The sequence below is a fragment of the Silvimonas sp. JCM 19000 genome, assembly GCF_054652575.1.
The window spans coordinates 1-23,478 of sequence record NZ_BAAIHC010000022.1 but is presented as its reverse complement, the minus strand read 5'-3'; the positions used below and the strand labels follow the sequence as shown (position 1 = coordinate 23,478).

The 23,478-nt window shown below is 59.6% G+C and carries 20 protein-coding genes; 8 read left to right on the top strand and 12 right to left on the bottom strand.

Annotated elements, in window-relative coordinates; translation table 11 throughout:
- Positions 1–35: 35 nt before the first annotated feature.
- The gene (locus ACYQ1A_RS17135) at positions 36–587 is read right to left on the bottom strand and encodes a cob(I)yrinic acid a,c-diamide adenosyltransferase (RefSeq protein WP_062223087.1); all 552 of its coding nucleotides are present in this window, start codon (positions 585–587) and stop codon (positions 36–38) included.
- Between the two features lie 23 nt (positions 588–610).
- Positions 611–1,108, bottom strand: coding sequence for a Cys-tRNA(Pro) deacylase (ybaK, locus tag ACYQ1A_RS17130; RefSeq protein ID WP_499363866.1), 498 nt, complete (start codon positions 1,106–1,108; stop codon positions 611–613).
- Positions 1,109–1,203: 95 nt separating this feature from the next.
- On the opposite strand from ybaK, the gene ACYQ1A_RS17125 reads away from it, so the two are divergent.
- Together ACYQ1A_RS17125 and ACYQ1A_RS17120 are read left to right on the top strand one after the other, a co-directional pair.
- Complete coding sequence (locus ACYQ1A_RS17125) at positions 1,204–2,658, top strand: protein adenylyltransferase SelO (RefSeq protein WP_499363923.1); 1,455 nt, start codon at positions 1,204–1,206, stop codon at positions 2,656–2,658.
- A 154-nt stretch (positions 2,659–2,812) separates the two neighbouring features.
- Positions 2,813–4,288, top strand: coding sequence for an inorganic phosphate transporter (locus tag ACYQ1A_RS17120; RefSeq protein WP_499363864.1), 1,476 nt, complete (start codon positions 2,813–2,815; stop codon positions 4,286–4,288).
- 84 nt (positions 4,289–4,372) lie between these two features.
- Here ACYQ1A_RS17120 and ACYQ1A_RS17115 read toward each other — a convergent pair whose 3' ends face one another.
- The 3 genes from ACYQ1A_RS17115 to ACYQ1A_RS17105 all read right to left on the bottom strand — a co-directional run bounded on the left by ACYQ1A_RS17115 (position 4,373) and on the right by ACYQ1A_RS17105 (position 10,773).
- Positions 4,373–6,352 carry an AsmA family protein gene (locus ACYQ1A_RS17115; protein ID WP_499363862.1) on the bottom strand — a complete coding sequence of 660 codons (1,980 nt, stop codon included), beginning with the start codon at positions 6,350–6,352 and terminating at the stop codon, positions 4,373–4,375.
- Between the two features lie 237 nt (positions 6,353–6,589).
- The gene (gene mdoH / locus ACYQ1A_RS17110) at positions 6,590–9,037 is read right to left on the bottom strand and encodes a glucans biosynthesis glucosyltransferase MdoH (RefSeq protein ID WP_499363860.1); all 2,448 of its coding nucleotides are present in this window, start codon (positions 9,035–9,037) and stop codon (positions 6,590–6,592) included.
- 230 nt (positions 9,038–9,267) lie between these two features.
- Positions 9,268–10,773 carry a glucan biosynthesis protein G gene (locus tag ACYQ1A_RS17105; RefSeq protein WP_499363858.1) on the bottom strand — a complete coding sequence of 502 codons (1,506 nt, stop codon included), beginning with the start codon at positions 10,771–10,773 and terminating at the stop codon, positions 9,268–9,270.
- A gap of 332 nt (positions 10,774–11,105) precedes the next feature.
- Here ACYQ1A_RS17105 and ACYQ1A_RS17100 point away from each other — a divergent pair, with 332 nt between their 5' ends.
- Positions 11,106–11,765 carry an AbiTii domain-containing protein gene (locus tag ACYQ1A_RS17100; protein ID WP_499363857.1) on the top strand — a complete coding sequence of 220 codons (660 nt, stop codon included), beginning with the start codon at positions 11,106–11,108 and terminating at the stop codon, positions 11,763–11,765.
- Positions 11,766–11,865: 100 nt separating this feature from the next.
- Here ACYQ1A_RS17100 and ACYQ1A_RS17095 read toward each other — a convergent pair whose 3' ends face one another.
- A complete protein-coding gene (locus tag ACYQ1A_RS17095) occupies positions 11,866–12,165 on the bottom strand; it encodes a hypothetical protein (RefSeq protein ID WP_499363855.1) in 300 nt (99 codons plus the stop codon).
- A 45-nt stretch (positions 12,166–12,210) separates the two neighbouring features.
- On the opposite strand from ACYQ1A_RS17095, the gene ACYQ1A_RS17090 reads away from it, so the two are divergent.
- Positions 12,211–12,459: a hypothetical protein gene (locus ACYQ1A_RS17090; protein ID WP_499363854.1), complete on the top strand. Its 249-nt coding sequence runs from the start codon at positions 12,211–12,213 to the stop codon at positions 12,457–12,459.
- A 129-nt stretch (positions 12,460–12,588) separates the two neighbouring features.
- Here the strand turns inward: ACYQ1A_RS17090 and ACYQ1A_RS17085 are convergent, their stop codons facing one another.
- Positions 12,589–14,202, bottom strand: coding sequence for a methyl-accepting chemotaxis protein (locus ACYQ1A_RS17085; RefSeq protein WP_499363852.1), 1,614 nt, complete (start codon positions 14,200–14,202; stop codon positions 12,589–12,591).
- A gap of 703 nt (positions 14,203–14,905) precedes the next feature.
- Here ACYQ1A_RS17085 and ACYQ1A_RS17080 point away from each other — a divergent pair.
- Positions 14,906–15,628: a PEP-CTERM sorting domain-containing protein gene (locus ACYQ1A_RS17080; RefSeq protein ID WP_499363850.1), complete on the top strand. Its 723-nt coding sequence runs from the start codon at positions 14,906–14,908 to the stop codon at positions 15,626–15,628.
- Positions 15,629–15,700: 72 nt separating this feature from the next.
- Here the strand turns inward: ACYQ1A_RS17080 and ACYQ1A_RS17075 are convergent, their stop codons facing one another.
- The 3 genes from ACYQ1A_RS17075 to ACYQ1A_RS17065 form a co-directional block, all read right to left on the bottom strand.
- The gene (locus ACYQ1A_RS17075) at positions 15,701–16,579 is read right to left on the bottom strand and encodes a transporter substrate-binding domain-containing protein (protein ID WP_499363848.1); all 879 of its coding nucleotides are present in this window, start codon (positions 16,577–16,579) and stop codon (positions 15,701–15,703) included.
- Positions 16,580–16,817: 238 nt separating this feature from the next.
- Positions 16,818–17,024: a hypothetical protein gene (locus ACYQ1A_RS17070; RefSeq protein WP_499363847.1), complete on the bottom strand. Its 207-nt coding sequence runs from the start codon at positions 17,022–17,024 to the stop codon at positions 16,818–16,820.
- Positions 17,025–17,180: 156 nt separating this feature from the next.
- A complete protein-coding gene (locus tag ACYQ1A_RS17065; protein ID WP_499363845.1) occupies positions 17,181–17,801 on the bottom strand; it encodes a hypothetical protein in 621 nt (206 codons plus the stop codon).
- Positions 17,802–18,286: 485 nt separating this feature from the next.
- On the opposite strand from ACYQ1A_RS17065, the gene ACYQ1A_RS17060 reads away from it, so the two are divergent.
- Together ACYQ1A_RS17060 and ACYQ1A_RS17055 are read left to right on the top strand one after the other, a co-directional pair.
- Positions 18,287–19,057 carry a class I SAM-dependent methyltransferase gene (locus tag ACYQ1A_RS17060; protein WP_499363844.1) on the top strand — a complete coding sequence of 257 codons (771 nt, stop codon included), beginning with the start codon at positions 18,287–18,289 and terminating at the stop codon, positions 19,055–19,057.
- Positions 19,058–19,122: 65 nt separating this feature from the next.
- Positions 19,123–20,442 (top strand): S41 family peptidase, encoded by a 1,320-nt coding sequence (locus ACYQ1A_RS17055; RefSeq protein WP_499363842.1) that lies wholly within the window; start codon positions 19,123–19,125, stop codon positions 20,440–20,442.
- A 186-nt stretch (positions 20,443–20,628) separates the two neighbouring features.
- Here the strand turns inward: ACYQ1A_RS17055 and ACYQ1A_RS17050 are convergent, their stop codons facing one another.
- Positions 20,629–21,159, bottom strand: a complete 531-nt coding sequence (locus ACYQ1A_RS17050; protein WP_499363840.1) for a riboflavin biosynthesis protein RibA — start codon at positions 21,157–21,159, stop codon at positions 20,629–20,631.
- A gap of 260 nt (positions 21,160–21,419) precedes the next feature.
- Positions 21,420–22,163: a 3-oxoacyl-ACP reductase family protein gene (locus ACYQ1A_RS17045; RefSeq protein WP_499363838.1), complete on the bottom strand. Its 744-nt coding sequence runs from the start codon at positions 22,161–22,163 to the stop codon at positions 21,420–21,422.
- 129 nt (positions 22,164–22,292) lie between these two features.
- Between ACYQ1A_RS17045 and ACYQ1A_RS17040 the strand changes: the two genes are divergently transcribed.
- A complete protein-coding gene (locus ACYQ1A_RS17040) occupies positions 22,293–23,213 on the top strand; it encodes a LysR family transcriptional regulator (RefSeq protein WP_499363837.1) in 921 nt (306 codons plus the stop codon).
- Positions 23,214–23,478 lie beyond the last annotated feature (265 nt).

The following is a 23,478-nucleotide window of genomic DNA, read 5'->3' as shown; positions in this document are numbered from 1 at the left end:
GTTGTCGGTTCAGAAAGGCCAGCATCGCGCCGGCTTCAGGCGTTCAAGCCAGGCTGCCATAGCACATCCGCCAGGCCGACATGGCGGTTGGCCACGCGCGACAGCACAAACAGCAGATCGGACAGCCGATTCAGATAGCGCACGGTGTGCGGCGCTACCTCATCGGTCTGCGCCAGGCTAACCACGGCGCGCTCCGCCCGGCGACATATACAACGCGCCACATGCAAGGCGGCTGACCCACGGCTGCCGCCGGGCAGAATAAATTCCTTGAGCGGTGGCAGCGTGTCATTGAAGGTCGCCACGGCGTCTTCCAGCCGTTGCAGCTGGGCGTCAGTCAGCGCCACGCGGCCGGGGATGCACAACTCGCCGCCCATATCGAACAGATCATGTTGCACCCGCACCAGCACATCGCGGGCGGCGGCGGGCAAATCTTCGGCCAGCACAACGCCGATCTGGCTATTCAGTTCATCCACTTCGCCCAGCGTGTGCACACGTTGGTGATCTTTGCGCACGCGGCTGCCATCACCCAGGCCGGTGGTACCGTCGTCGCCAGTACGGGTGGTGATTTTGCTCAGTCGATTGGCCATAACTTCTTGATCTCTTAAAGGGTTCAGACCGCGTCGCCGTGGCGGATGGCCACGTCGACCAGCGTCGGCTGCAAAATGCGCTGGACATCGGCCGGGCTCATGCCAAGCAGAAAGCCGCGTTTGCCGCCATTGATATAGATGCGCTCCAGTTGCAGCACACTGTCCTGCATATACACCGGCATTGCTTTGCGCGTGCCAAAAGGCGAAGTGCCGCCGACCATATAACCGGAGTGTTTGTTGGCAATGTCCGGGCTGCACGGGTGAATGCTCTTGCAGCCGCGCAAACGTGCCAGGTTTTTGGTGCTGACTTCGCAATCGCCATGCATCAACACCACCAGCGGTTGCTTGTTTTCGTCTTCCATGACCAGCGTCTTGACCACAGCGTGTTCGGCTACGCCGAGTTCACGCGCCGATACGGTCGTGCCGCCTTTTTCTTCGTAGTCATACAGATGTTCGGTATAGGGCGCCTTGAACTGGCGCAATACGCGGATTGCAGCGGTAACCGGGGCCTTTTCGCTCATGGGTCGAACTCGTAAACGTTGGATGCTACAATACCCGACAATTTCACTCAGGTTTGAGCGCTACTTTGGAAAACCGCAAGCATACCTTCGACCGCATGCCGCTGGCATCCCGATTCATCGCTTTGCCGGGCCGTTTTTATTCGCTGGTGCGCCCCACACCACTGCCCGAGCCGCAATTGCTGCTGTGGAATGCCGAACTGGCCGAGTCGCTCAACCTCGATCCTGATCCCGCCGCCCACCCCGCCCTCGCCGAATATCTGGCTGGCAATCGCTTGCCCGCCGACAGCCAGCCGCTAGCTACCGTGTATTGCGGCCATCAATTTGGCGTATACGTGCGGCAACTGGGGGATGGCCGCGCCATCCTGATTGCCGAAACGCCTGACCGCGACGGTGTCATCCAGGAAATCCAGCTCAAGGGCGCGGGCCCCACGCCCTACTCGCGCCACGCCGATGGCCGCGCGGTCTTGCGCTCCAGCATTCGTGAATATCTGTGTTCCGAAGCCATGTACGGCCTCGGCATTCCCACCACGCGCGCACTCAGCCTGATCGGGGCTCCGGAGCCAGTCTGGCGCGAAACAGTAGAAAGCGCCGCCGTGGTGGCCCGCACCGCACCCACCTTTGTGCGTTTTGGCCATTTCGAGTTCTACAGCCACCATGGTGACCACGAAGGCCTGCGCGCCTTGGCGGTCTGGACCATCGTCAACCATTACCCGGAATGCAAAGAGGCCGCCAATCCCTACCATGCCTTGCTTGAAGCCGTGATCAGCCGCACCGCCAGCTTGATGGCGCAATGGCAGGCGGTGGGCTTCTGCCACGGCGTGATGAACACCGACAATATGTCCATTCTTGGTCTGACCATCGACTACGGTCCGTTCGGTTTTCTGGATGGCTACGACGCGGGCCATATCTGCAACCATTCCGACAGCGCGGGCCGCTACGCTTATAACCAGCAACCGCAGATCGGCTTGTGGAATCTGCAAGCGCTGGCGCAAGCCTTGCTGCCGCTACTGGATAGCAAAGAAGCCGCGATCGCCGCGCTGCACCAGTTCCAGCCGCAATTTGAAGCGGCCTTTGCCGAGCAATTCCGCGGCAAGCTGGGCTATACGGATTGGCAAGAAGCCGATTGGGAACCGCTCACGCATCTGTTCAATCTGCTGCAAGCGGGCCGCACTGACTGGACCGTGTTCTGGCGCACGCTGAGCGATTACGCCGCATTTGCCGAAAGCGGCAGCGTACCGCCGCAATTGCGTGACATGGTGCTGGACCGTAACGGCTTCGATGCGTGGTTTGCCCAGTGGCAAAGCCGGGCAGACCGCAGCGATCCCACCGCATTGCGCGACCGCATGCGCGCGGCCAATCCCAAATACATACTGCGCAATCACCTGGCCGAACAAGCCATCCGCAAAGCACGCGACGAAGGCGACCTGAGCGAGTTGCAACGGCTGGCCGCATGCCTGCGCCACCCCTTTGACGAACAGCCGCAGTTTGACGATTACGCCGCACTACCGCCCAGCTGGGCGAATGATTTGTCGGTGTCTTGTTCGTCTTGATGCGGTTGCGGCGGATTTCTTGCTGGCTTTGCGGCGCGCCTTGCAATCGGGTTTGATCCCTGTCAACCGCCCATGACAATTTTGTTACGTAGTTCAACGTTCGTCGCCGACTTCTGGGATAATCGCGGCCATTCTCGTTCTTTGCTGTTTCTAAATGCCTGATCTCTTTAGCGGAATTCCGCTCCACGTGGCGTGTAGCCTGGCCTTGGCGCTGTTGTTCGTGCTGGCTTTCGAATTTATCAACGGCTTTCACGACACGGCCAATGCCGTTGCCACAGTGATCTACACCAAGGCCATGCCGCCACATCTGGCGGTGGTGCTGTCCGGCCTGTTCAACTTTGCCGGGGTGCTGCTGGGTGGTCTGGGCGTGGCCTATGCCATCGTGCATTTGCTGCCGGTGGATTTGCTGATCAATGTCAGCACCAGCCACGGTCTGGTGATGGTGTTTGCCCTGCTCGCCTCGGCCATTTTGTGGAATTTCGGCACCTGGTATCTGGGCCTGCCGGCCTCCAGTTCGCATACCCTGATCGGCTCCATCCTCGGCGTGGGCCTGGCCAACGCCTGGCTGACGCATACCTCGATCCGCGATGGCATTAACTGGGGCAAGGCGGTGGATATCGGCTTGTCGCTAGTGGTATCGCCCCTGGTCGGTGTGGTGGCCGCTGGCGGCTTGTTGTTTGCGCTGAAAAAACTGCGGCCGCTCTCCGGCATGCACAAGACGCCCGAGCAACGCAAACTGGTTGACGGCAAAAAGCACCCCCCGTTCTGGACGCGGCTGGTGCTGGTGGTTTCGGCCATGTGCATGAGCTTTGCCCACGGCTCCAACGATGGCCAGAAAGGCATCGGCCTGATCATGCTGGTCTTGATCGGCATCGTACCGGCCAAGTTTGTGGTGGACCTGGATGCCACCGCATACCAGATCGAGCGCACGCGCGACGCCGCCATCCATTTGCGCCAGTTCTATCAACGCAATCCGGCCACGCTGGGCGATTATCTGGCGCTGGGCAAGGCGCCCACCAGCGAAGTGCCCGAGCGTTTCCGTTGTGACCCCAAACTGAATGAACCGCTGATTGCCGATTTGCTGACCACGCTGGATGGCGTGCACTCGTATCGCGATCTGACCGCCAATGACCGTAACCGGGTACGCCAGACGCTGTTGTGTCTGGATGACACGGCCAAAAAGGTCGGCGGCCTCAAAGGTATTTCGACTGAGGACAAAGAGGATCTGAGCCGTCTGCGCAAAGACCTGACCTTGACCACCGAATACTCGCCGTTCTGGGTCATTCTGGCGGTGGCGCTGGCCTTGGGTGTCGGCACCATGATCGGTTGGCGTCGGGTGGTAAAAACCGTGGGCGAAAAAATCGGCAAGACCGGCATGACCTACAGTCAGGGCCTGTCGGCACAAATTGTGGCCGCCTTGTCGATTGCCGTAGCGAATATGTTTGGCTTGCCGGTTTCCACCACGCATGTGCTGTCATCTGGCGTGGCCGGCACCATGATCGCCAATCGCAGCGGCCTGCAGGTTTCCACCGTACGCAATATCGGTCTGGCCTGGGTGCTGACGCTGCCCGCTTCGATGGCGTTGGCGGCGGGCCTGTTCTGGGCTGCCACCCTGCTCATCGGCAGCTAAACCGCTTGCCGCGCTCGTTAAAAAGCCCGATCAGCACTGCGCTGATCGGGCTTTTTGTTGCGTTTGCCAGGGCTGGCGGCGCGCTTACTTCAGTTGCGGCTTGACCTTGTTGCTGGCCTTGTCGGCCGAGTCTTTGGTGGAATTGCTCGAAGCCTGGTGGATCATCGCGCCGCAATCGGTGTCTTTGGCGCCGCCCAGATCGATCAGCGGAATCAGCGCCGCAATCGGGTTCACCAACACACCCAGCGCCACGGCTACGCCACTGCGCCCCGCCAACTGGCCCACCGCAGGCCGTGCGCTCGGATGTTTGAAGGTGCCGTCCACCAGAATCGGACCACGGAACGCCGCCAGGCTCTTGTCTTTGGGCGTGCTGGTCAACTGGATGTCCATCTTTTCATCCTTGAAGTTGATGCTGCCGGTGCCGTTGATCACCTGCTTTTCCGTATCCAGAATCAGCGTGCGGATGGTGGCATCACCGTTCTTCACCCCCAGATCGCCCACAAAGCAACGCACCGGCACTTCTTTATCACCCGTCAACAAAATCGGCAGCGTATTGGCCAGATCAAGGTTAGACAAACGCAGTATCAATTTACTGACCGCGCCGCCATTCATGATCACCGCCGCATTGCCATTGGCCGCGCCCAGCATTTGCGCCACCGAATTACCTTGAGTAGCGATGGTGGCCTGGCCGCCGACGGTGCCGACGTTGGCTTTCTGGATTTTCATTTCCGGGAACAGCTCACGCAGTTGCAGCTTGGCCGCCTTTACATCGGCTTTTACCTTCAACGGCTTGGCACTGGTATCCAGCCCGATACTGGTGTTGACCTGGCCACTAGCCACTTCCACATTCAGCGGGTCCAGCGTCAGGCGGCCGTTATCCAGCACCATATGCGCCACCAGATTATTCAACGGCAGGCGATCGGTTTTTAAATGCTGGCCTTTAAACCAGATATCACCGTTGGCGGCATTGATTTTTTCCAGATCAAATTCGGATTGCGGCAAGACTTTGTCGCCCGCCGGAACCTCGGTTTTGCCCTTATCGTTACGCGCGCCGATAAAGCCGGACAAATCCTTCATATCCAGATTTTTTGAGGTCAGATTGGCTTTGATATATTGCGGCTTGGGCGCGCGATCAATCGAGAAATCGCCATTCAGATCGCTATTGCCGACGCGGCCGCTAAAGCCTTGCAGATTCCACACATCGGCATGGTGTTCCAGCAAACCGGCCAAGGAGTAAGCCGGGGTGGCGGGCAATGGCACATGCGCAATCTGATACAGCTGGCTCAAGCTGGCGCCGCTGATTTTAAAATCCAGATGCATGCCGCTTAAATGGCCCGGATCAGTGACCGTACCTTTGGCGGCGAATCTGGTTTCGCCCACGGTACCACTGGCGTCCAGCGGATACGGTTTGGAAGGATCACGCAAATCGAGCAAGGCACCGCCGGTGCCGCCCAGATTCAGTTTCATTTGCTGGAACTGGCCATTGGCGCTGACGCGGATCATGTCTTCCTGACCTGCGCCGGGGCTGAAGGTGCTGATGGTGCCGTCCACCACGTCTTTCGGCATCGGGTCTTGATAATGCACTTTGCCGTTATGGATTTGCAGATGGCCCAGCGCCACTTTATTGCTGCTGGCCGAGCTGGCCGTTGCAGGCGCAGGTTTGCCGTCCGCGGTCATATTCCAGCTGGCCAAGGTGCCGTCGGCGTTTTTCTCCACCGCCACCACCGGGTTTTCCAATACGATTTCGGGCAATTCCACTTTGCCGCTCAATAGCGGCCAAAAGCGCAATTGCAGCGCCAGTCTATCGGCGGTAAACATGTTTTTATTGGTGGCCCAATCCGGGTTGCCTAATTGCACGTTATCGGCAGTAATCCACGGTGATTGGGTAAACGATAATTTGACGTGCAGGTCGCCATTGATGGCGGCACTGCGTCCGGTGGCTTCGGTGACTTTGCGCGCAATCGGGCCGCGCAATAAATTCCAGCTGAATAGCCAGGCCAGGATGGCCAATATCACCAACAGCACAATGACCACTTTGGGCCATATTCTCCGCGTGCGCGCCATGGGGGCGGTCTCCCTCGTTATTGTGGTTATGGTGGATTGTGGAGACAGTGCGCCGACACCGCTGTCGGCGAGTGGCGCAGCTTTGCGGGGGCAGACGCCCTACAGGCCTGGCGCGGCAAAAAACGCCGGCGACCCCAAATGGCATAGGGTGGGTCATGACCCACCATCCAAAGCAGCATGCCAGGAACAGCGACGCGAGACATAACTTTGAATGGTGGATCATGATCCACCCCATGATTACGCCGGTTTGATGCTGTGCAGCCAGTCGGGATGCGCGTCTTTGGCGCTCCACACGGCGTAATGCAGTTCGGCCAGCGCGGCGGTGTCGTTGAGCAGATGGTTCTTTTCTTCCACGCTCAAAGCTTCCGGCCCGGCGGTCAAAGCGTGGCGGATGCGCTTGTCGCGGTGATGCCGCACGATGCCCGAACTCTTGCGGCGCAGACTGCCAGCCGCACACACGCTGGCATTGATGATGGGGTCCGCCACCGCATCGACAAAGCCCGGGCCCTCGCCTGCTTTACGTGTGTAATACGCGGTACGCGCGGTTTCGATGGGCGGGCGCATTTCTTCCGGGATAACAAAGTGACCGGCCTTGCGCAAACGCTTGCCCACATGCGCGCCGCTGGTAAACACCGCCAGCGGAATCGACAGCACCAGCGCAATCAGAATCGGGAACATCCACCAGAAGTAAGAATGGCTTAGCCAGTACACCCCCACCGCCCAGACCAGACCGAGCAACGTAGGCAATGCAAAGCGGCGGCCCGCCTGGCCCCAGGTCAGGGCTGCGTCTTCACGCGCGGGCGACTTCCAGCGGATTTTCTGCCCCATTACCGCGGCCAGCACAAAGCGGGAATGGAACAGCATCCGCACCGGCGCAAACAGCATGGAGAAAATAATCTCCTCCAGCATATTGCCGAACAGCGTAAACATGCCGCCAAAGCGTTTACCTTCGCCGCGTAAGCCAATCAGGATCAGGCTTAACACTTTCGGCACGTACAGCAAAGACGCCGTGGCAGTAAACAAGGCAATCGCTTCGCGCGGTTTGAATTGCGGCCATTGCGGAAACAGTTGGTCGGGATGCGAAAAATAATCTGGCACTACCAGAATATTAATGGCCAGCAATGCCGTCGAAATCATCAAAAAGCAGAACCACAGTGGCGCCGAGAAATACGACATCACGCCCGACACAAACACGCCGCGTTGCGACGATTGCAAACCACGCGCCAATACAAAACGCGCGTTCAGCATATTGCCGTGACACCAGCGCGCATCGCGCTGCAATTCTTCGATCAGATTGGTGGGCACTTCTTCGTAACTGCCTTCCAGATCATAAGCAATCCACACGCCCCAGCCGGCACGGCGCATCAAGGCCGCCTCCACAAAGTCGTGCGACAACACTTCTTCGTCATTGGGCAATTTGCCTAATGCGCACAATTTGACGAAAGGGTCGACCCGGATAATGGCGTTATGGCCCCAGTACAAAGCCTCGCCCAATTGCCAGAAATGCACGCCTGCCGCAAACATCGGGCCATATGCGGCATTGGCAAATTGCTGGATGCGCGCATGCAAAGTATCGCGCCCTACACAGCGCGGTTGGGTCTGGATAATACCGGCGTCGGGGCAGGCTTCCATACGGCGCACCAGCCCGGTCAGACAATCCCCGGTCATGACGCTGTCGGCATCCATCACCACCATATAGCGATAATTGGCACCCCAGCGGCGGCAGAAATCCGCGATATTGCCGCTTTTGCGGCGCAAGCGATGTTTACGCCAGCGATAGAAGATACGGCCAAAGCCATCGACGTTTTTGCACAAATCCAGCCAGGCCGCGGTTTCGGCCGGGCGCAAATCGGGATCGTTGCTGTCGCTCAGAATAAAGAAATCAAAATGCGAGGCCTGGCCGCTGCGCTGCAGGGATTCCCAGGTGGCGCGGATCCCGGCAAAGACACGGCCGACATCTTCGTTGCAGATCGGCATCACGATGGCGGTACGGGCGTTTTGCGGGATGGCTTTGCGCGTATCCACCAGCTTGCTCAGATTGTATTTGTCCGGCAGCACCGTCAGCGTCAGAAAACCCGCCACAGCGGTCCAGAAGCCGGTGCAGACCCAGCCGAACAGTATCGCAAACAGCAACAAAGCCGGGGCTTCCAGCTTGCCATAGCCCTGATACGGCATGACCTTGGCCATGCTCCAGGTGGCGGCACCGTCCTGCAGCACGATCAACAGCATAAAGACGATGCGACGGATCAGCGCCGCGCGTTTCCAGTGCGCCCACGGCCCGGCGGGCGGCTTGATGCTGGCGTGGTCACGCTTGTGCGCTTTGTTGGCGACATGCGGCGCGCCAAACGGCCATAGCCGTGGCGCCATCGACGTCCGCTTGATCGGTGGCATGGTCCGCAATACGCGGTGATACGCCGGAATCGCCGTTTCGCGGCCGCTGGCATCGCGCCCGCTGGCACGTTTGAGATCATCCAGCCCCAGTTTGTGGCTGAGTGACAAGCGCGCCACCACCGATTCCACCGGCACCGCGTTAGGTAGCATGTACATGCCGCCACGTAGCTCACGGTGCGGCCCAGCCAGCGGGATGGTGTCGGGGTCGCCCGCTTCGATGCGTTCGCGCAGACGTTCGCGCTCATCCGCCTCTAACGGCAATCGCTGCAAGTAAGCCCGCAGCGAATCGGGCATAGCCATATCCATTTGCTTTTTCCTCATGTGACACCGCGCGTGGCCGGGTCGGCCCTGGTAATGCGCGTGTGTACGACTGCCCGGCCGCGGTGATGGCGCGACCAGCAGGATGTGCGTAACCCCGGAGCCACGCACGGTACGTCCCTTGCCCAACTGATTTTTATTGTGTTGGCGGCGGCGGTCTGCAGCTGCAGCCGCGCCGTTCTTGATTTACCTGGTCTGTGACGGGCTTATTGGCCCGGCACCAGGTAACTCCAGGTTTCTGTGGCGACCTGGTTACTGGATTTGAGTGCGGCGCGTAACTCGATCGGTTTGGCCGGATCAATGCGCTTGAGACGGATGACCAGACGCCAGCCATTGCTGACATCGTTCTTGAATACGCGTTTTTCCAGAATCTGGCCGTTGGCATCGACCGACACATCCGGTTGCGGCTCGCCCTGTATTTTGGCGAGGCCTGGACCGGCAAAATCAACCGCGTATTCCAGATTGTCATCCGGCTTGTTCATATAACCACGGCCCTGGCGGGTTTGCGCCACCCACGCCAGCGGCGGATGCGTGTCGACATTCTTTTGCCACGACAAACGATAAGCAAAGTCGAAGGCCTTCTTTGGCTCCAGCGGCTTGGCCGGCACCCAGTAGGCCACGATGTTGTCGTTGGTTTCATCGCCTTCGGGGATCTGCACCAGTTCCACCCGGCCCGCGCCCCATTTGCCTTGCGGCTCGATCCACGCGCTCGGGCGTTGCTCGTAGCGCGCTTCAAGGTCTTCATACTGATCGAAACCGCGCGAGCGTTGCATCAGCCCGAAGCCTTTAGGGTCTGTAGTCGCAAACGAAGTCACGCTAAGGCGGGTTGGATTGGTCAGGGGTCGCCAGATCCACTCACCATTGCCAGCGGCCACTGACAAACCTTCAGAATCATGCACTTGTGGGCGATAGTCTTCGTAGCGCGCATGCTGGTTGGCGCCAAAGAAGAACATGCTGGTCAGCGGTGCGATGCCCACTTTGTCGATCTTGTCGCGGGTATAGATACGGGCTGTCACATCCATCGTCGTGCTGACGTCAGGCTTGAGCACAAAGCGGTAAGCTCCGGTCACGCGTGGCGAATCAAGCAAGGCGTACACCACAATCTGCTTGTCTTTGGCGGCGGGCCGCACCAGCCAGAATTCCTTGAAGCGCGGAAATTCCTCGCCCGATTGCGCCCCGGTATCGACCGCCAGGCCGCGCGCGGACAAGCCGTAATGCTGGCCTTTGCCCACGGCGCGGAAGTAGCTGGCGCCCAGAAAGCTGATTACTTCGTCTTTGTAGGCCGGGGTGTTGATCGGGTAATGCAGGCGGAAGCCGGCAAAACCGACATCCTTTAACGCTTTGGTATCCAGCTTGTTCTTGCCGTAGTCGAACAGAGCCGGATCAAAGTGGATGGGCTTGACCTGATTACCCACCACCTCGTTGATATGCACTGGGGCGTCGAAATAACGCCCCAGATGGAAGAAAGCCATTTCAAACGGCAGTTTTTCTTTCTTCCAGTAATTGTTCTTGGGGTTCCAGCGGATATCGCGCAACTGATCGTAATCAAGCTGCTTGAGCGCATCCGGGATGGCCTCCGGTTTTTCATACGATTTGTTTGCCAGCGCCTGTGCTTGCGCGGCAACCGTATTGAAATCAAGTGCGTACGCGCCGGTTGACGTCAGCGCAATAGCGGCCAGCAAGGCGGCCGGGGTTAGCAAGTGCGGTTTCATTGGGCACCCATTTTTTGAAAACCCCCCGATACTGCTTTTGCTGCACTGCGATAACCAGCAAGGCACGACTGATATCTCTGTAGGACCCAACCGACGAACGGCGCAGCCAGCGCGCCCGTAAAACTCCGCCAAACCATTGGTTTTATTGACATTTTTTATTTTAAGGCATTGTAGGAATTGTCCTGGTGGCGAATGCGAGCCAGGCCGTCAATCCAGGCTTCTTCGCCGCCTACATCATGCACTGCGGGTAATCCCTAAAGTACGGTCAACCAAACCCGATAGCGCTTACGTCCCCGTGGGCCAGCTGACAACAAGAGCGAGGAACTAGACCAATGACTACGCTGAAAACTCTCCGCGATGACATCCTTCACAACTGCAATGATCTGGTGCGCGTGATGCGCCAATGTCATCGCCTGGCCGTCGAGTCAAATGTCAAACAGGTTCGCGACTGGCTGGAGCTTGAGCTCAGCGGCTACCCGCTCAACAAGGCACTGCCTTCTTATCGCGTGGTGCAAGTGCAGTCTTATGCGCAATTGCGCGGCAACCATATTCAGGTAAGCCGCGTGATGGTACCGGCGGAATTTGTGCCGGAAGAACTGCGTGATGGCGTGAACAAAGCGCAACTGCGCAACGGCATTGCCGACTACCTGCCGCTGTTGCATGGCCGCCGCGATGACGAACTGCAAGATATCTGGCCGCAACATCATCTGCGCAAGCTCGATGACGGCCAACCGTTTGCCGCCGGCATGCGCTGCGTGGCGGCCTGGCGTTCGATGAATCGCCATGCCATTCATGATCTGGTCAATGCCATCCGCGCGCGTTTGCTGCGGGCGCTGACCGAAATCGAAATTCATAGCCGTGCACTGGCCGCCGATGCGCGTCCGGGCCGCTTGGGCGCCACCGTACGCCAGCCCGATTTTGCGCATCTGGCCTCGGCCAACAGCGCACAACCGGCTGCGGTATTTGCGCGACAAGGTCGAGCCGTTGCCTGACCCGTTACATGGGAAATCGAAACAACACCGCTCACGCCGTGTGTCGGACTAGGTCGCAGCGCGTACGCATGTTTGCAATATTGACGTGAGACGTTACGACTCACCTATAAAAGTTGACGTCAGCATTACAATGATAAACATTGATTTCATTCCAACGGGTCATCAGTCCCTGAGCGCCGTAGTCGAAGAAAAGGTTGCGGTGGATGCGCAAGGCCGGGTGGCCGGGCGTTTGGGGTTTGTGGTCAAAAGCCGTAGTGGTGACGTATTGGCAGGGCCGTTCGAATTTATCGGACAGGCCCACGATGCAGCCGAATACGTTGATATCGCGCGGCAGCCGCGCTTTGCACCGCCGCCCCGGCGCGGTGCCGATTTCCGGATGCCGCGCTAAGCGTGGCAACAAAGCAGGCTTTCAGGTCGAGTTAAAGGGCGAGGAGGCAGTATGGCAATGACGCGATGGTCTAAAGCTTATCGGCGCGATAACGGTTACGAGTTGCGCGAATGCTTGCGCGTGGACGAATCGGGCATCGGGCGCTTTGCCGGTCTCTATCTGTTCCAGCACAACCGTGAAGTGGGCGGCCCGTACGCCAGCCTGCAACGCGGTGACGCGGCGATTGTGTTACACGCCGCCACATTGAGCAGCATGGCGATGAACGCTAACGTCATGAACGACGCCGCAGTCGGCCAGGCGTGCTAGGGTCGCTGCGGATTCGGGGCAACACAGAATAAACAAGAGCCAGCCTTTGGGCTGGCTCTTTCACGTCCAGACTGGGGTGCGCTGGGCAGGCACGCGGCGACGTGCGCACTGTCAGGCCCACTGCCGGCTTTACGCGATACGGAAGCGCCCCACCCCCGCTTGCAACGTCCCGGCCAGATCGCGCAAGCGCCGGGCTGCTTCGTTGATTGCGGCTACGACCGCAGTATTCTCGTCGGTCATTTGCGATACGCGTTCCACCTGTTGCGCAATCAATTGCGCGCCCGCCTTGTGTTCTTGTAATGCCTGGGCAATGCCGCCAATGGCGCTGCCGCCCGCATGCACATCGCGATGGATTGCTTCGATGGCGGCACCGGCGCGTTCAGCCGTACTGGCGCATTCGTGCGCGCGTTCCACCGTCGCTGCCATCGCCCGGGCCACATCCTGACTGCTGTTGCCTATCTGATCGACCGTATTGCGAATATCAACGGTGGCCAGCGCGGTACGCTCGGCGAGCTTGCGCACTTCATCGGCCACCACCGCAAAACCACGGCCCTGCTCGCCTGCGCGCGCGGCTTCGATTGCGGCGTTCAGTGCCAGCAAATTGGTCTGGTCGGCCACATCTTTGATCACCGCCACGATGGCGGTAATGCGCTGCGTATCGTCGCCCAGCATGCCGACCATGCGCCCGGCCTCGGCAATGGCGTGATCGATTTCGCGAATATTGGAAACTGTCGCCACAATCTGATCGCCGCCACTGCTGGCGCTATGGCGCGCGGCCTCGCTTAACTGGCGCGCGTCGTTGGCGTTATCGGCCACGTGCGCAATGCTCACCGTCACTTGCTCGACTGCCGCCGCCATACTGCTGGTCGATTCGGCGCCCGCCGCTGCGGCGCGATTGATTTGCTCGGTGGTGTCGGCCAACTGGCCCACTTCGCGCGACACCGTGCTGACTGCGGTCGACACCGATTGCACCAGCGTCTGCATATTGTCGGCCAGCGCGTTATACGCCCGCGCAATGCTGTCGATCTCGTCCTTGCCCGCCACCGGCACCCGCACCGTCAGGTCGTTATGATCGCGCGCCTGGCCGAGCGCATGGTTAAGCCGCCCGATTTTGCTGGCCAGGGTTTTGACGATGCTGATGGACCAGATGGCGGCGATTACAATCGCAGCGGCAATCAAGGCGATCGAAAGCGCCTCGGATTTCTCGTAATCAGCCTGGCTTTGCGCAAAATTGGCTTTAGCGATATTGAGTTGCAACGTAATCAGCTTGTTGACGCTTTGCTGTACCGGCTCGATGCTGCTGTAAACGTCGTTACGGGCAAAGGTATCGAGGCCAACCCGGTCTTTCTCTGCAATCAGTTTTTCCAGCCGCGAAATCGCGGCATCCGCCGCCTGGATATTGGCGCTGGCTTCAGTAAACAGCGCCTTCTCTGCGGCCGGCATCTGCGTAGCGCTATAGGCTTTCCAGTCGCGGCCGATATTGCTGCGCGCCTCCGCCAGATTGGCCGTCGCGCGATCCCAGCTCATGCTGCGCGCATTCAGTTTTTGCGCCGTACCGATCACATTGACGGTGTACATCTCGGCCACGTTCTTGAGCTGGCCCAAACACACCACGCGATCTTTATACGTGGTGGCAAAGGCGCTCTGGATATTGCTCATCCAGTACAAGCCGTTCAGGCCCAACACCAACAACAACACCAAGGTCACGACAACCATCGAAACCAGTTTCGATTTGATACTCATGGGCTTACTCCGCTTTCCATACTCTGGGGGTCTTGTACGGACTTGCGCGGCATGCTCTATCGGCTGCCTGACGTCATGGCACCGGGTCTGCACTGACCGGCGCCGTCCGCTTTTTTGTGAGAATCCGCAGAATAAAACAGTTGGCGGCGTTGGCAGGGCTAAATCTGCACGGCGTAACGCGGATGATACAACTCATACAAACTGACTGATTTGGAAAGCATTTTTGCGCCAAGCGCGGCCGGGCCGGGCCGCCAACGCGGCACTGGCCCCTCGGCTGGCACCCACCCAGGAATGGTCCCCAGGCATCGACCTGGCTCCCATTCGGCGTCGCCCGGCGCATGATGACTTTCGACGCGCAGGCAGGCGCGTCATCTCCGTGTTTGTCTGGTTGGATATTTGGGCCCGCTTCGTTTGAAGCGGGCTTTTTCTTTTTCCGGGCGCGGTCTTCTATGGCCGCGCGACGGCGGCGCGGCCGGACGGCGGACTATTTCTTTCTAGAAAATAATTATGACAGACATCTTTCCGACAGACGCAAGACAGTAAACGCAAACTTGTCCGATACTGAGTTGCAACGGGCGCCTGCCTGTCCGTTATGCGACCGGCCGCAGCGGGCCTTTGGCACGTCGCCGTGCATTTAAAGCATGCGCAAGCGATCTCGTCGGCCCGGTCAGCCTTTATCAGCCTCTGACCCGGAACAGCCAATATGAGAACCAGCCTCAAGCTCATCCTCCTTACGCTTTCGGCGTTGCCCGCATGGGCAAGTGCGAAGACGCTCAACGATCGCGGCGTGAGCATCACCTACAGCGACAATATGACGATTACGTCGCCGCATTGGTCCGCCTTGTCCACAGGTGTTTATCGAGGGCCCGATAATGTGGGCTATCCCTATGTTGAATCCCGCGTGGGCGCCTATGTCATCGTTGATCCCGTGGCGAGTGGAGACGATGTTTCGGCCACCTACTCGGTGACGTTCAACCTGCAACCGGGCTGGATGATCGAAGAGGTAGACTTGGTGATTTCTGGCTCTGTGAGCGGCAGCAGCGTTCCGACCGTCATCGGGAACCCGACGACGGTACAGACGGGGTCAGCCACCTCGTATGACAAAATCCAGCCGTGGTTTGCCACAAGCACTCAGCCGGGCAATCCCGATCAGGTCAACTGGGAATCCTGGGTGGCCCTCGATTCAACGCCTGCGCCGCCGTCAACCGGATACACCTCGGAGACGGCGACCATCGTACTGAACTGGAGCGGCACCAATCAGAACATCAGTTTTAACAACACTAACTTTGGCATTAATTTGATCAAGTTCGGCAATCCAATCGGCACCCTGCCGCCGGTTCCGGAACCGGAGACCTGGGCCTTGATGGGCTTGGGTGTGATTGGACTCATCGCGCGGCAACGCAAGCAAAAAGCCGCCCACGATTGATATGCCCCGGCGGATTTAAGCGAGTCCCGCTTCGCATGAAGCGGGCCTTCTTCTTGAGCGCTATGCGGCCGATCAGCAAGTCACTGCTTCGAGCATGCTGCATTCGTGGCTGCGCGAAGGATTGCGGATTGCATCACGGGTCAAGGCATTGATATCTGCGCCCATTTGCGTGCTATAGCCCTGCAGCAAAGCCACGGTGGCTTCTGAATGCGAAAACGTTTTGCGCAGCCCGAGGTCGATCAGCTTCTCCAGCGCCGTGTCGCCTTTGCGCGTGACGATGGCAAACGGCTCCACCGATAACGACGTACCCATGCTGAAATCCGCCGCCTGCATATGGTTGGACTTGATGGCGCCCAGGATCAGATTCTCCGCATCGACATAGGCTGCGGCCTTGCCGCTGGCCACGGCCTCCACGCCATGCGCCGCATCCGGCACTTGCAGCAAGCGGGCGCCGCCCAGCATTCTGGAAATCAACTCGGCATGGCTGGAGCCCGTCTGTACCGCCAAAGTGCGGCCGTTCATGCTCGACAGGTTAAGTGGGCCGGTCTTCTTAAGACTGACCAGGCGCGAGGTGGTGATATAAGTCGCCAACGAAAAATCTGCCTGCTTCATCCGTTCCAGCGTCACTGTGGTCGAACCACACTCCATATCTATGGCCTGCTGGTCCAGCAACTGAAACCGTGTCTGCACCGTCACCGGCACATAGGTAATCTTGATTGGCTTATGCACGGCCGGGCTGATCTGCTCCGTGACGATTTTTTCACACAGCGCCACCATAAAGCCCGTCGGGGTGCCGTCCGCCGACCACGACAGCGGCATGGATGAACTCCGGTAGCCGATCTTGATTTCACCGCTGCTTTTAATCCGGTCCAGCGTATCGGCGTGGCCAATTGCGGGAGCGAGGCAAACAGCCACGGCCAGTATGGAAGCTACGGTTTTGCTTATGCCCATCAATCAATGCTCCTGCTGCAATTTTCTGTAATAAATAAACGGAATCACACGAATATCCGCATCCAATGCGCCGCCAGGGGCGGCCCGCGCCTGCCGCACCAAGGCCGTATAAGCCATTGAGCACATTGGATTTTGGGGTCGAATGATAACGTTAGCCGCCAGACCGTTGCCACCGACCAGATCAAACCATGGCGGGCCGTTTTGTGCTTAGGGCCGACGCGTATGCGGGCCATTGATGCTAGAAGGCGGTGACGGCAACCAGCCAGCCGTACAAATCGCCCATCCGTCCGGCGATCAGCAGATAAAAGGGCGACTGAAATTTTTGCGGGATGCGGTCGCAGTGATCCAGTTGGTCAGCATCCCAAGCAAGCGGGTGCTGCTGGACCAACCCCAGGAGCGGTCCCCAGGCATCGACCTGGCTGCCATGCGCCCCGGCCAGGCGCATGATGACTTCCGACGCGCAGGCAGGCGCGTCATCTCCGTGTTTGTCTGGTTGGATATTTGGCCCGCTTCGAATGAAGCGGGCTTTTTTCTTGCGCGATGCCCCAGCGCGGGCGGCACTTGCGCCGCAGCGCAAGCAGGTGCGGGCGTAGCCTCAAGCTCAGGGCTTGTCCATAAATTGCTGGATGCTCGTTGCGTTTTGTTGCCGCCTCTGATCAAGCCGCGCTTGCAAATTGCGCGCCCGCTGCAGCACGTCGAAGACCTTTGCCTTCAGTGTGTTGAAGTGATCCAGATCGGCTTGATCCATAAAAACCAGATGCGGCTTGCCGTCTGTACTCATCGCATAACGCCCGTCAGCGCCGTCCATAAAATCAACAAAATCCAGAACCACATCAAGGCAGTCCTGATCGTTCCGCGGAATGGCCAGGATTTGCTTGGCATCGACTTCATTGGCGCGGTCATAGCCCTTCAGGAACGCTGCGGCCACGGGGCGCAGGTCCGGGCCGTCTACGATCGCCTTCATGCGCGCCGCGCTGCCCTGCAGCAACTCGGAAATCCGGCGTGCATACAGATCCAGCGCGGTCTGCCAGCGCGCCAGTATTTCGCGCATGTCGTCGCGCGCCTGCGGCGAGCTCAACTGCGCAGGGTTACCCAGAAATTGCTGCACTCGCTCCGCCTGCACCGCTTGTGTGTATTCCGTGTGCATAGCACGAATGCGGGCATTCTCTTCTGCGATTTCTACAACCACCGGCTCCAGCGGCCCTATCTGCGCCGCACGCACGTCTGCCACCGAAGGCGGATTGCCCTGATTAATACGCTGCAACACGGGTAATGCTTTGCGTACCGATGCATCCAGTTCTGCCCGTGAGGGCGGTGGTGTGGCAGCGGCGGTATTTGCCAGGCCCAGCATCAGCAGCGCACTGATCAAAACCAGTTTGATGCCGCTTGCTAGCAGAGGGGACGGTCGAACATTGAATCGGGTTACCAGCGGGTGCATTGCGCGTTCCGGATATCAAAATGTAGTTATTGGTGGCTTAAACCTGGCAAAGCGGAAATTTAGCATGATGCGGACGGCATAAAGCGCAAAGCCATGCCGATATGGCATCGATACAACGCCGATACATTTGCCCGCGCCGCCACCCGCCGCAGCCCACCGCAAAACTTCAGCACCATGATCAAGGTGGTTTCAATACCAGCATAAACACTGGTCTGTTTAAGCCTGCATGGCGGGTTTAAGGTGTCCGCACCCACCACGGAGCCCACACCATGAGCACTCAAGCCAACCACGACCAACAAGTCACCCAACAATTTGATCCCGTCGCCAGTGCCTATCTGACCAGCGCCGTACATGCGCAAGGTGAAGATCTGCAATGCCTGGCTGGCGTGGCCGAGCAGCAAAAACCGGCGCAGGCGCTGGATATCGGCTGTGGCGCCGGGCACGCTGCATTTACCATCGCGCCGTTTTGCGGCCAGGTGATTGCCAGCGATATCACACCCGGCATGCTGGCCACCGTGGCCGAAGCGGCCGCCGCGCGCGGATTCAACAATCTGATTACGCAACAAGCGGCCTCGCAGTCGCTGCCATTTGCTGATGCCCAGTTTGATCTGGTCTGTAGCCGTTACAGCGCGCATCACTGGTCCGATATCCCGGCCGCATTGCGCGAGGCACGGCGCGTCATCAAAGCAGATGGCCAGTTTGTAATGATGGATATTCTTGGCCCGGCCAGCCCGGTGTGCGATACCCATTTGCAAGCGATTGAATTGCTGCGCGACCCCAGCCACGTGCGCGATCTGAGCGAAGCCGAATGGCGCGCCGCCGTCACCGCCGCTGGCTTTGCAGTGACCGGCTTTCGGGTGCGCCGGGTGCGGCTGGAATTTGCCTCGTGGATTGCCCGCATGCGCACGCCCGAGGTATACGTCAATGCCATCCGTACGCTGTTGCAAGGCGCGTCGCCCGAGGTCAAAGCGTATCTGCAATTAGAAGACGACCTGAGCTTTAGCCCGGAAAGCATGGTGTTGCTGGCGCGCCCGGTTTAAGCCGCTTGCCCGACCTGGCCGCAGCCGATTACGCTGCGGCTTCTTTCTTTTTGCAGAATGCGTTTATGCGCTTACTGGTTAGCTTGCTGCTGTTGGTTTTATCGGGCTGTGCCGTGGTCGATTCGCATCATCTGATTGCGCGCGAACTCAGTCGCCAGCTTGCCCCCGGCACGCCCGCCCCGCAGATGACCCCCGCCCTGCGCCAGGCCGCCTTCGATCAGGTCTGGACCACATTGCGCGACGATTACGTCGACCCGAAATTGCATGGGCTGGACTGGAAAGCGGTGCGCACGCGTTACCAGCCGTTGGCGCTCGATGCGGCCAGCGATGAAGATTTCTGGAAAACACTCAACCGCATGGCGGGCGAGCTGAACGATGCGCATACGCGCGTGGAAACGCCGGCGCAGTACGCCGAAATCCGCCAGCAGCAAGCCGCCGGGCTGGGCATTGGCGTGCAGATGATCGATGGGCATTTTGTGATACGCGGCGTCTCCCCGGTGACACAAGCGGCGCTGTTGGGCGTGCGCGCGGGCGACCGCCTCGAGCAGGTTGATGGCGAGCCGGCCGACGCCTGGTGGCAGCGCACGCTGGCCAATACCCGCGGCGGTTCCACGCCGTGGACGCGCATCATTTACGCCGAACGCGAGTTGAATGCGCCCACCCTGGGCAAAACGCGCACGCTGGCGTTGCAGCGGCCGGATGGCTCGCATTACCAGGTGACTTTGCGCAACGAAGAATCCGAAGCGCCGCCCTGGTTAATCCATCACAAGTTGGCCAATGGCGTGGTGTATCTGCGCTTTTCCGGCTTTGAGCGCGGCTTACGCCCACGGTTGATGGAGCAACTGGATAAGGCCGTCGACGCGCCTGGCGTGATTATCGATTTGCGTAGCAATGGCGGCGGCGATGCGGCCATGGCCATGGATTTGCTCGGCCGCTTTATCAGCACGCCGCAGGCGGGTGGACATGTAATCACGCGCAACGGCGGCTCGGTGCGTTTGTTTGGTTTCAGCCTGTGGGACGCCGACCCGGTGTTACATCCGCTCGGCAAAACGGTAACCGCACCGTTGGCGATTTTAACGGACCTGCGCTCGGCCAGCGCGTCCGAGCTGGTGGCGGGCGCGGCGCAAGCCATAGGCCGGGCTCAGATATTCGGCAGTACCAGTTGCGGCTGCTTGTTGGGATTTATGGGCTACGACCCGCTGCCGGGTGGTGGCGCATTGGCCTATTCCGAAATCGATATGACTTTGCCCGGCGGCAAACGCATTGAAGGCGTCGGCGTCATCCCGAATCAGACCGCCATTCCCACCGCACAAGACATTGAGCGCCACAACGATGTGGCGCTGAATGCAGCTTTGGCGTGGTTGGCCACGCAAAAGCCGAGGTAGCAAATCGCGCACGCACCCCACGCGCGCTCCACCGCATAGGGTGGGTCTCGACCCACCACTCAAAGCCATTTCCAGGCACTGCTATCCTGGCAAGCCACTTTGAATGGTGGGTCACGACCCACCCTATCCGCAGCTTGCTGCTTGACCGTAGGGCGCGTTACCCCGCAGCAGTCCACGGGCTGGCGCTTAGGCCGAGCGCACCACGTCGTTGGTCATGTTACGCAGCACGCGCAGTGCGGCATCGGCCTGGCGGGCCGAGCGCGGGTGCGCCACCACGGCCCAACGGCCACCCTGCACCGCTTCACGTACCGGCGTAATCACCATCTGATGATCCGGCCGCACGGTCATTACGCCACCAATCAGCAAGCCAAACACCATGCCAAAAAAGGCGCAGCAAGCGGCGGCGGGCAGCGGGTTCGACACGATGGCAGGCAGGTCTTGCGTATACAGCACGCCAAACAGGGCCAGGCCCAGCACGATGCCCACGCTGGCAAACAACGTGTGCGCCCGCACGGCGGTACGGACGATGCCGCGGGTTTCGGGTTCGAGTTTGCGGCCGAAGTGGGCTTCGTGCGGCTGCACCACTTCGACTTGCGGTGCATCCATGCCGGTGTCGGCGCGCAGGCTGGCGGCGGCGGTAGCGGCCAGCGATTCAGAATCAAACATGGCCGCCACGTGGGTGCGGCTGTCTTCGCCAGAAAAAAGATTGCCAGTCATTGCGGGCTCCTTGATATGCGGGTGGTCAGTTGACCGTTGCGCTGATCATCGCGCAGACAAGGCGCCCGGCGCTGCCGGGGGAGGTTGGATAGCGCTGTAGTCCATGCGGGCAGCGCGCTGTGAGGCGCCTGCCCGCTCAACCCTCAGCCGATTTACAGGGGTGAGACCCGGTGTCCCCCATCAATGCCGGCAGCAACCACGCAATTCCATGCGCATTGCTTAGCGGCTTTGCGGGGTGGGTGACCACCCTGTGCACGCGCTCAAGCGCTGAAGCCACCGTCGATATAGTGCTGACCGCCGGTGATATAGCCTGCATCCGGGCCCGCCAGAAAGGCGACAAAATCCGCCACTTCGCTGGCATGGCCGTAGCGCCCCACCGCCATCATTCCGATCAGGCCACTGGCAAAATCGCTATCGGCCGGGTTCATATCGGTATCAATCGGGCCGGGGTGAACGTTGTTCACGGTGATGCCGCGCGGGCCCAGATCACGCGCCAGGCCTTTGACCAGCCCCACCAGCGCCGACTTGCTCATCGCATACACCGCGCCGCCTTCAAACGGCATGCGGTCGGCGTTGGTGCTGCCGATATTGATAATGCGGCCGCCCTCGCCCAGATACTTGGCCGCCGCCTGCGTGGCGACAAACACGCTGCGCACATTAACGGCGATGGTGCGATCAAAGTCTTCCAGCTTGAAATCATCCAGCGCGCCCAGATGCAGCACACCGGCGTTATTGACCAGAATATCGAGGCGGCCAAAGGCTTCGACCGTGGCATCCACGGCCTGGCGTACCGCCTCGGCGTTGCTGCTGTCGGCCTGAATGGCCAGTGCCTTGCCGCCTGCCGCCTGGATTTGCGCCACCAGTGCGTCGGCCTTGGCCGGGCTGCTGATATAAGTAAACGCGACGGTGGCGCCCTCGCTTGCCAGTTTCTGTACCACCGCAGCGCCGATACCGCGCGAGCCGCCCTGAACCAACGCGACCTTGCCTTCAAATTTGCTAGCCATGATGTTTATCTCCAGTGCTATCAGGGCGGGATGCCCTGTTTCGTTAAGAAGCAGTATCCACCTGCGATTAGGCCGTGATAAGCGCATAATCCGGCACATCAGCCACAACCCAAGGTTACGAATATCGCTATGGAAAGCTTTGCCAGTATCGAGTGCTTTGTGCGTAGTGCAGAACTCGGCAGCTTTGCCGAAGCCGCGCGCCGGCTGGGTTTAAGCGCGGCGGCGGTCAGCAAGAATGTGGCGCGGCTAGAAGCCAGTTTAGGCATGCGTTTGTTTCAGCGCAGTACCCGGCATCTGGCACTGACCGAAGCGGGCCAGCAATTTCTGGACGAAGTGGGCGGCAGCCTCGCCACCATCCAGAATGCCGTCGCCAATCTGGCCAGCGCACAAGGCCGGCCCAGCGGCACTTTGCGCGTGAGCGTGGGGCCGGGGTTTGGGCGTTTGTATCTGGTGCCCTTGCTGGGCGAGTTTCTGATGCGCTATCCCGATATCCGCCCCGACTGGCATTTTGATAACCGCCAGGTCGATCTGATTGCACAGGGTTTCGATGCCGCTTTGGGCGGCGGTTTTGAACTGCCGCAAGGGGTGGTAGCGCGCAAACTCGGCCCGGCGCATCGCGTGCTGGTGGCCGCGCCCGCCTATGCCGCTGCCCATCCATTGCACGACCCGGCACAGTTACGCGACTGCCGCGGCATCGTCATCCGCTCGCCACAATCGGGGCGGGTGCGTAGCTGGCCGCTGACGCACCGGAACCAGAGCACCGCCGCGCTGGAACTGCGCCCGGACATCGCCATGAGCGACTCCGACGCCGCATGCCTGGCCGCAGCGCAGGGCTTGGGTGTGGCGCTGGTCAGCATGCCCTTTGCTAGCGCCTACATCGCCAGCGGCCACGTGGTGCGCGTGCTGCCGGACTGGTATGTCGACAACGGCAATCTATCGATCTACTACGCCGCCCAACGCCTGCTCCCCGGCAAAACCCGCGCCTTCGTCGACTACGTGGTCGAACAATTCGCAGCGCAAAAACTCTCCGAAAAATTCAGTGCGGCATAGGGTGGGTCAAGACCCACCTATCAAAGCCGCGAAGAAGAACCCTGCAAACAGCGGGGTTTATCTCAATGGCTTTGTATGGTGGGTCTCGACCCACCCTATGAGTCAATCACGCCTTCGTCGACTACGTGGTCGAACAATTCGCAGCGCAAAAACTCTCCGAAAAATTTAACGCGGCATAGGGTGGGTCAAGACCCATCTATCAAAGCCGCGAAGAAGAACCCTGCAAACAGCGGGGTTTATCTCAATGGCTTTGTATGGTGGGTCT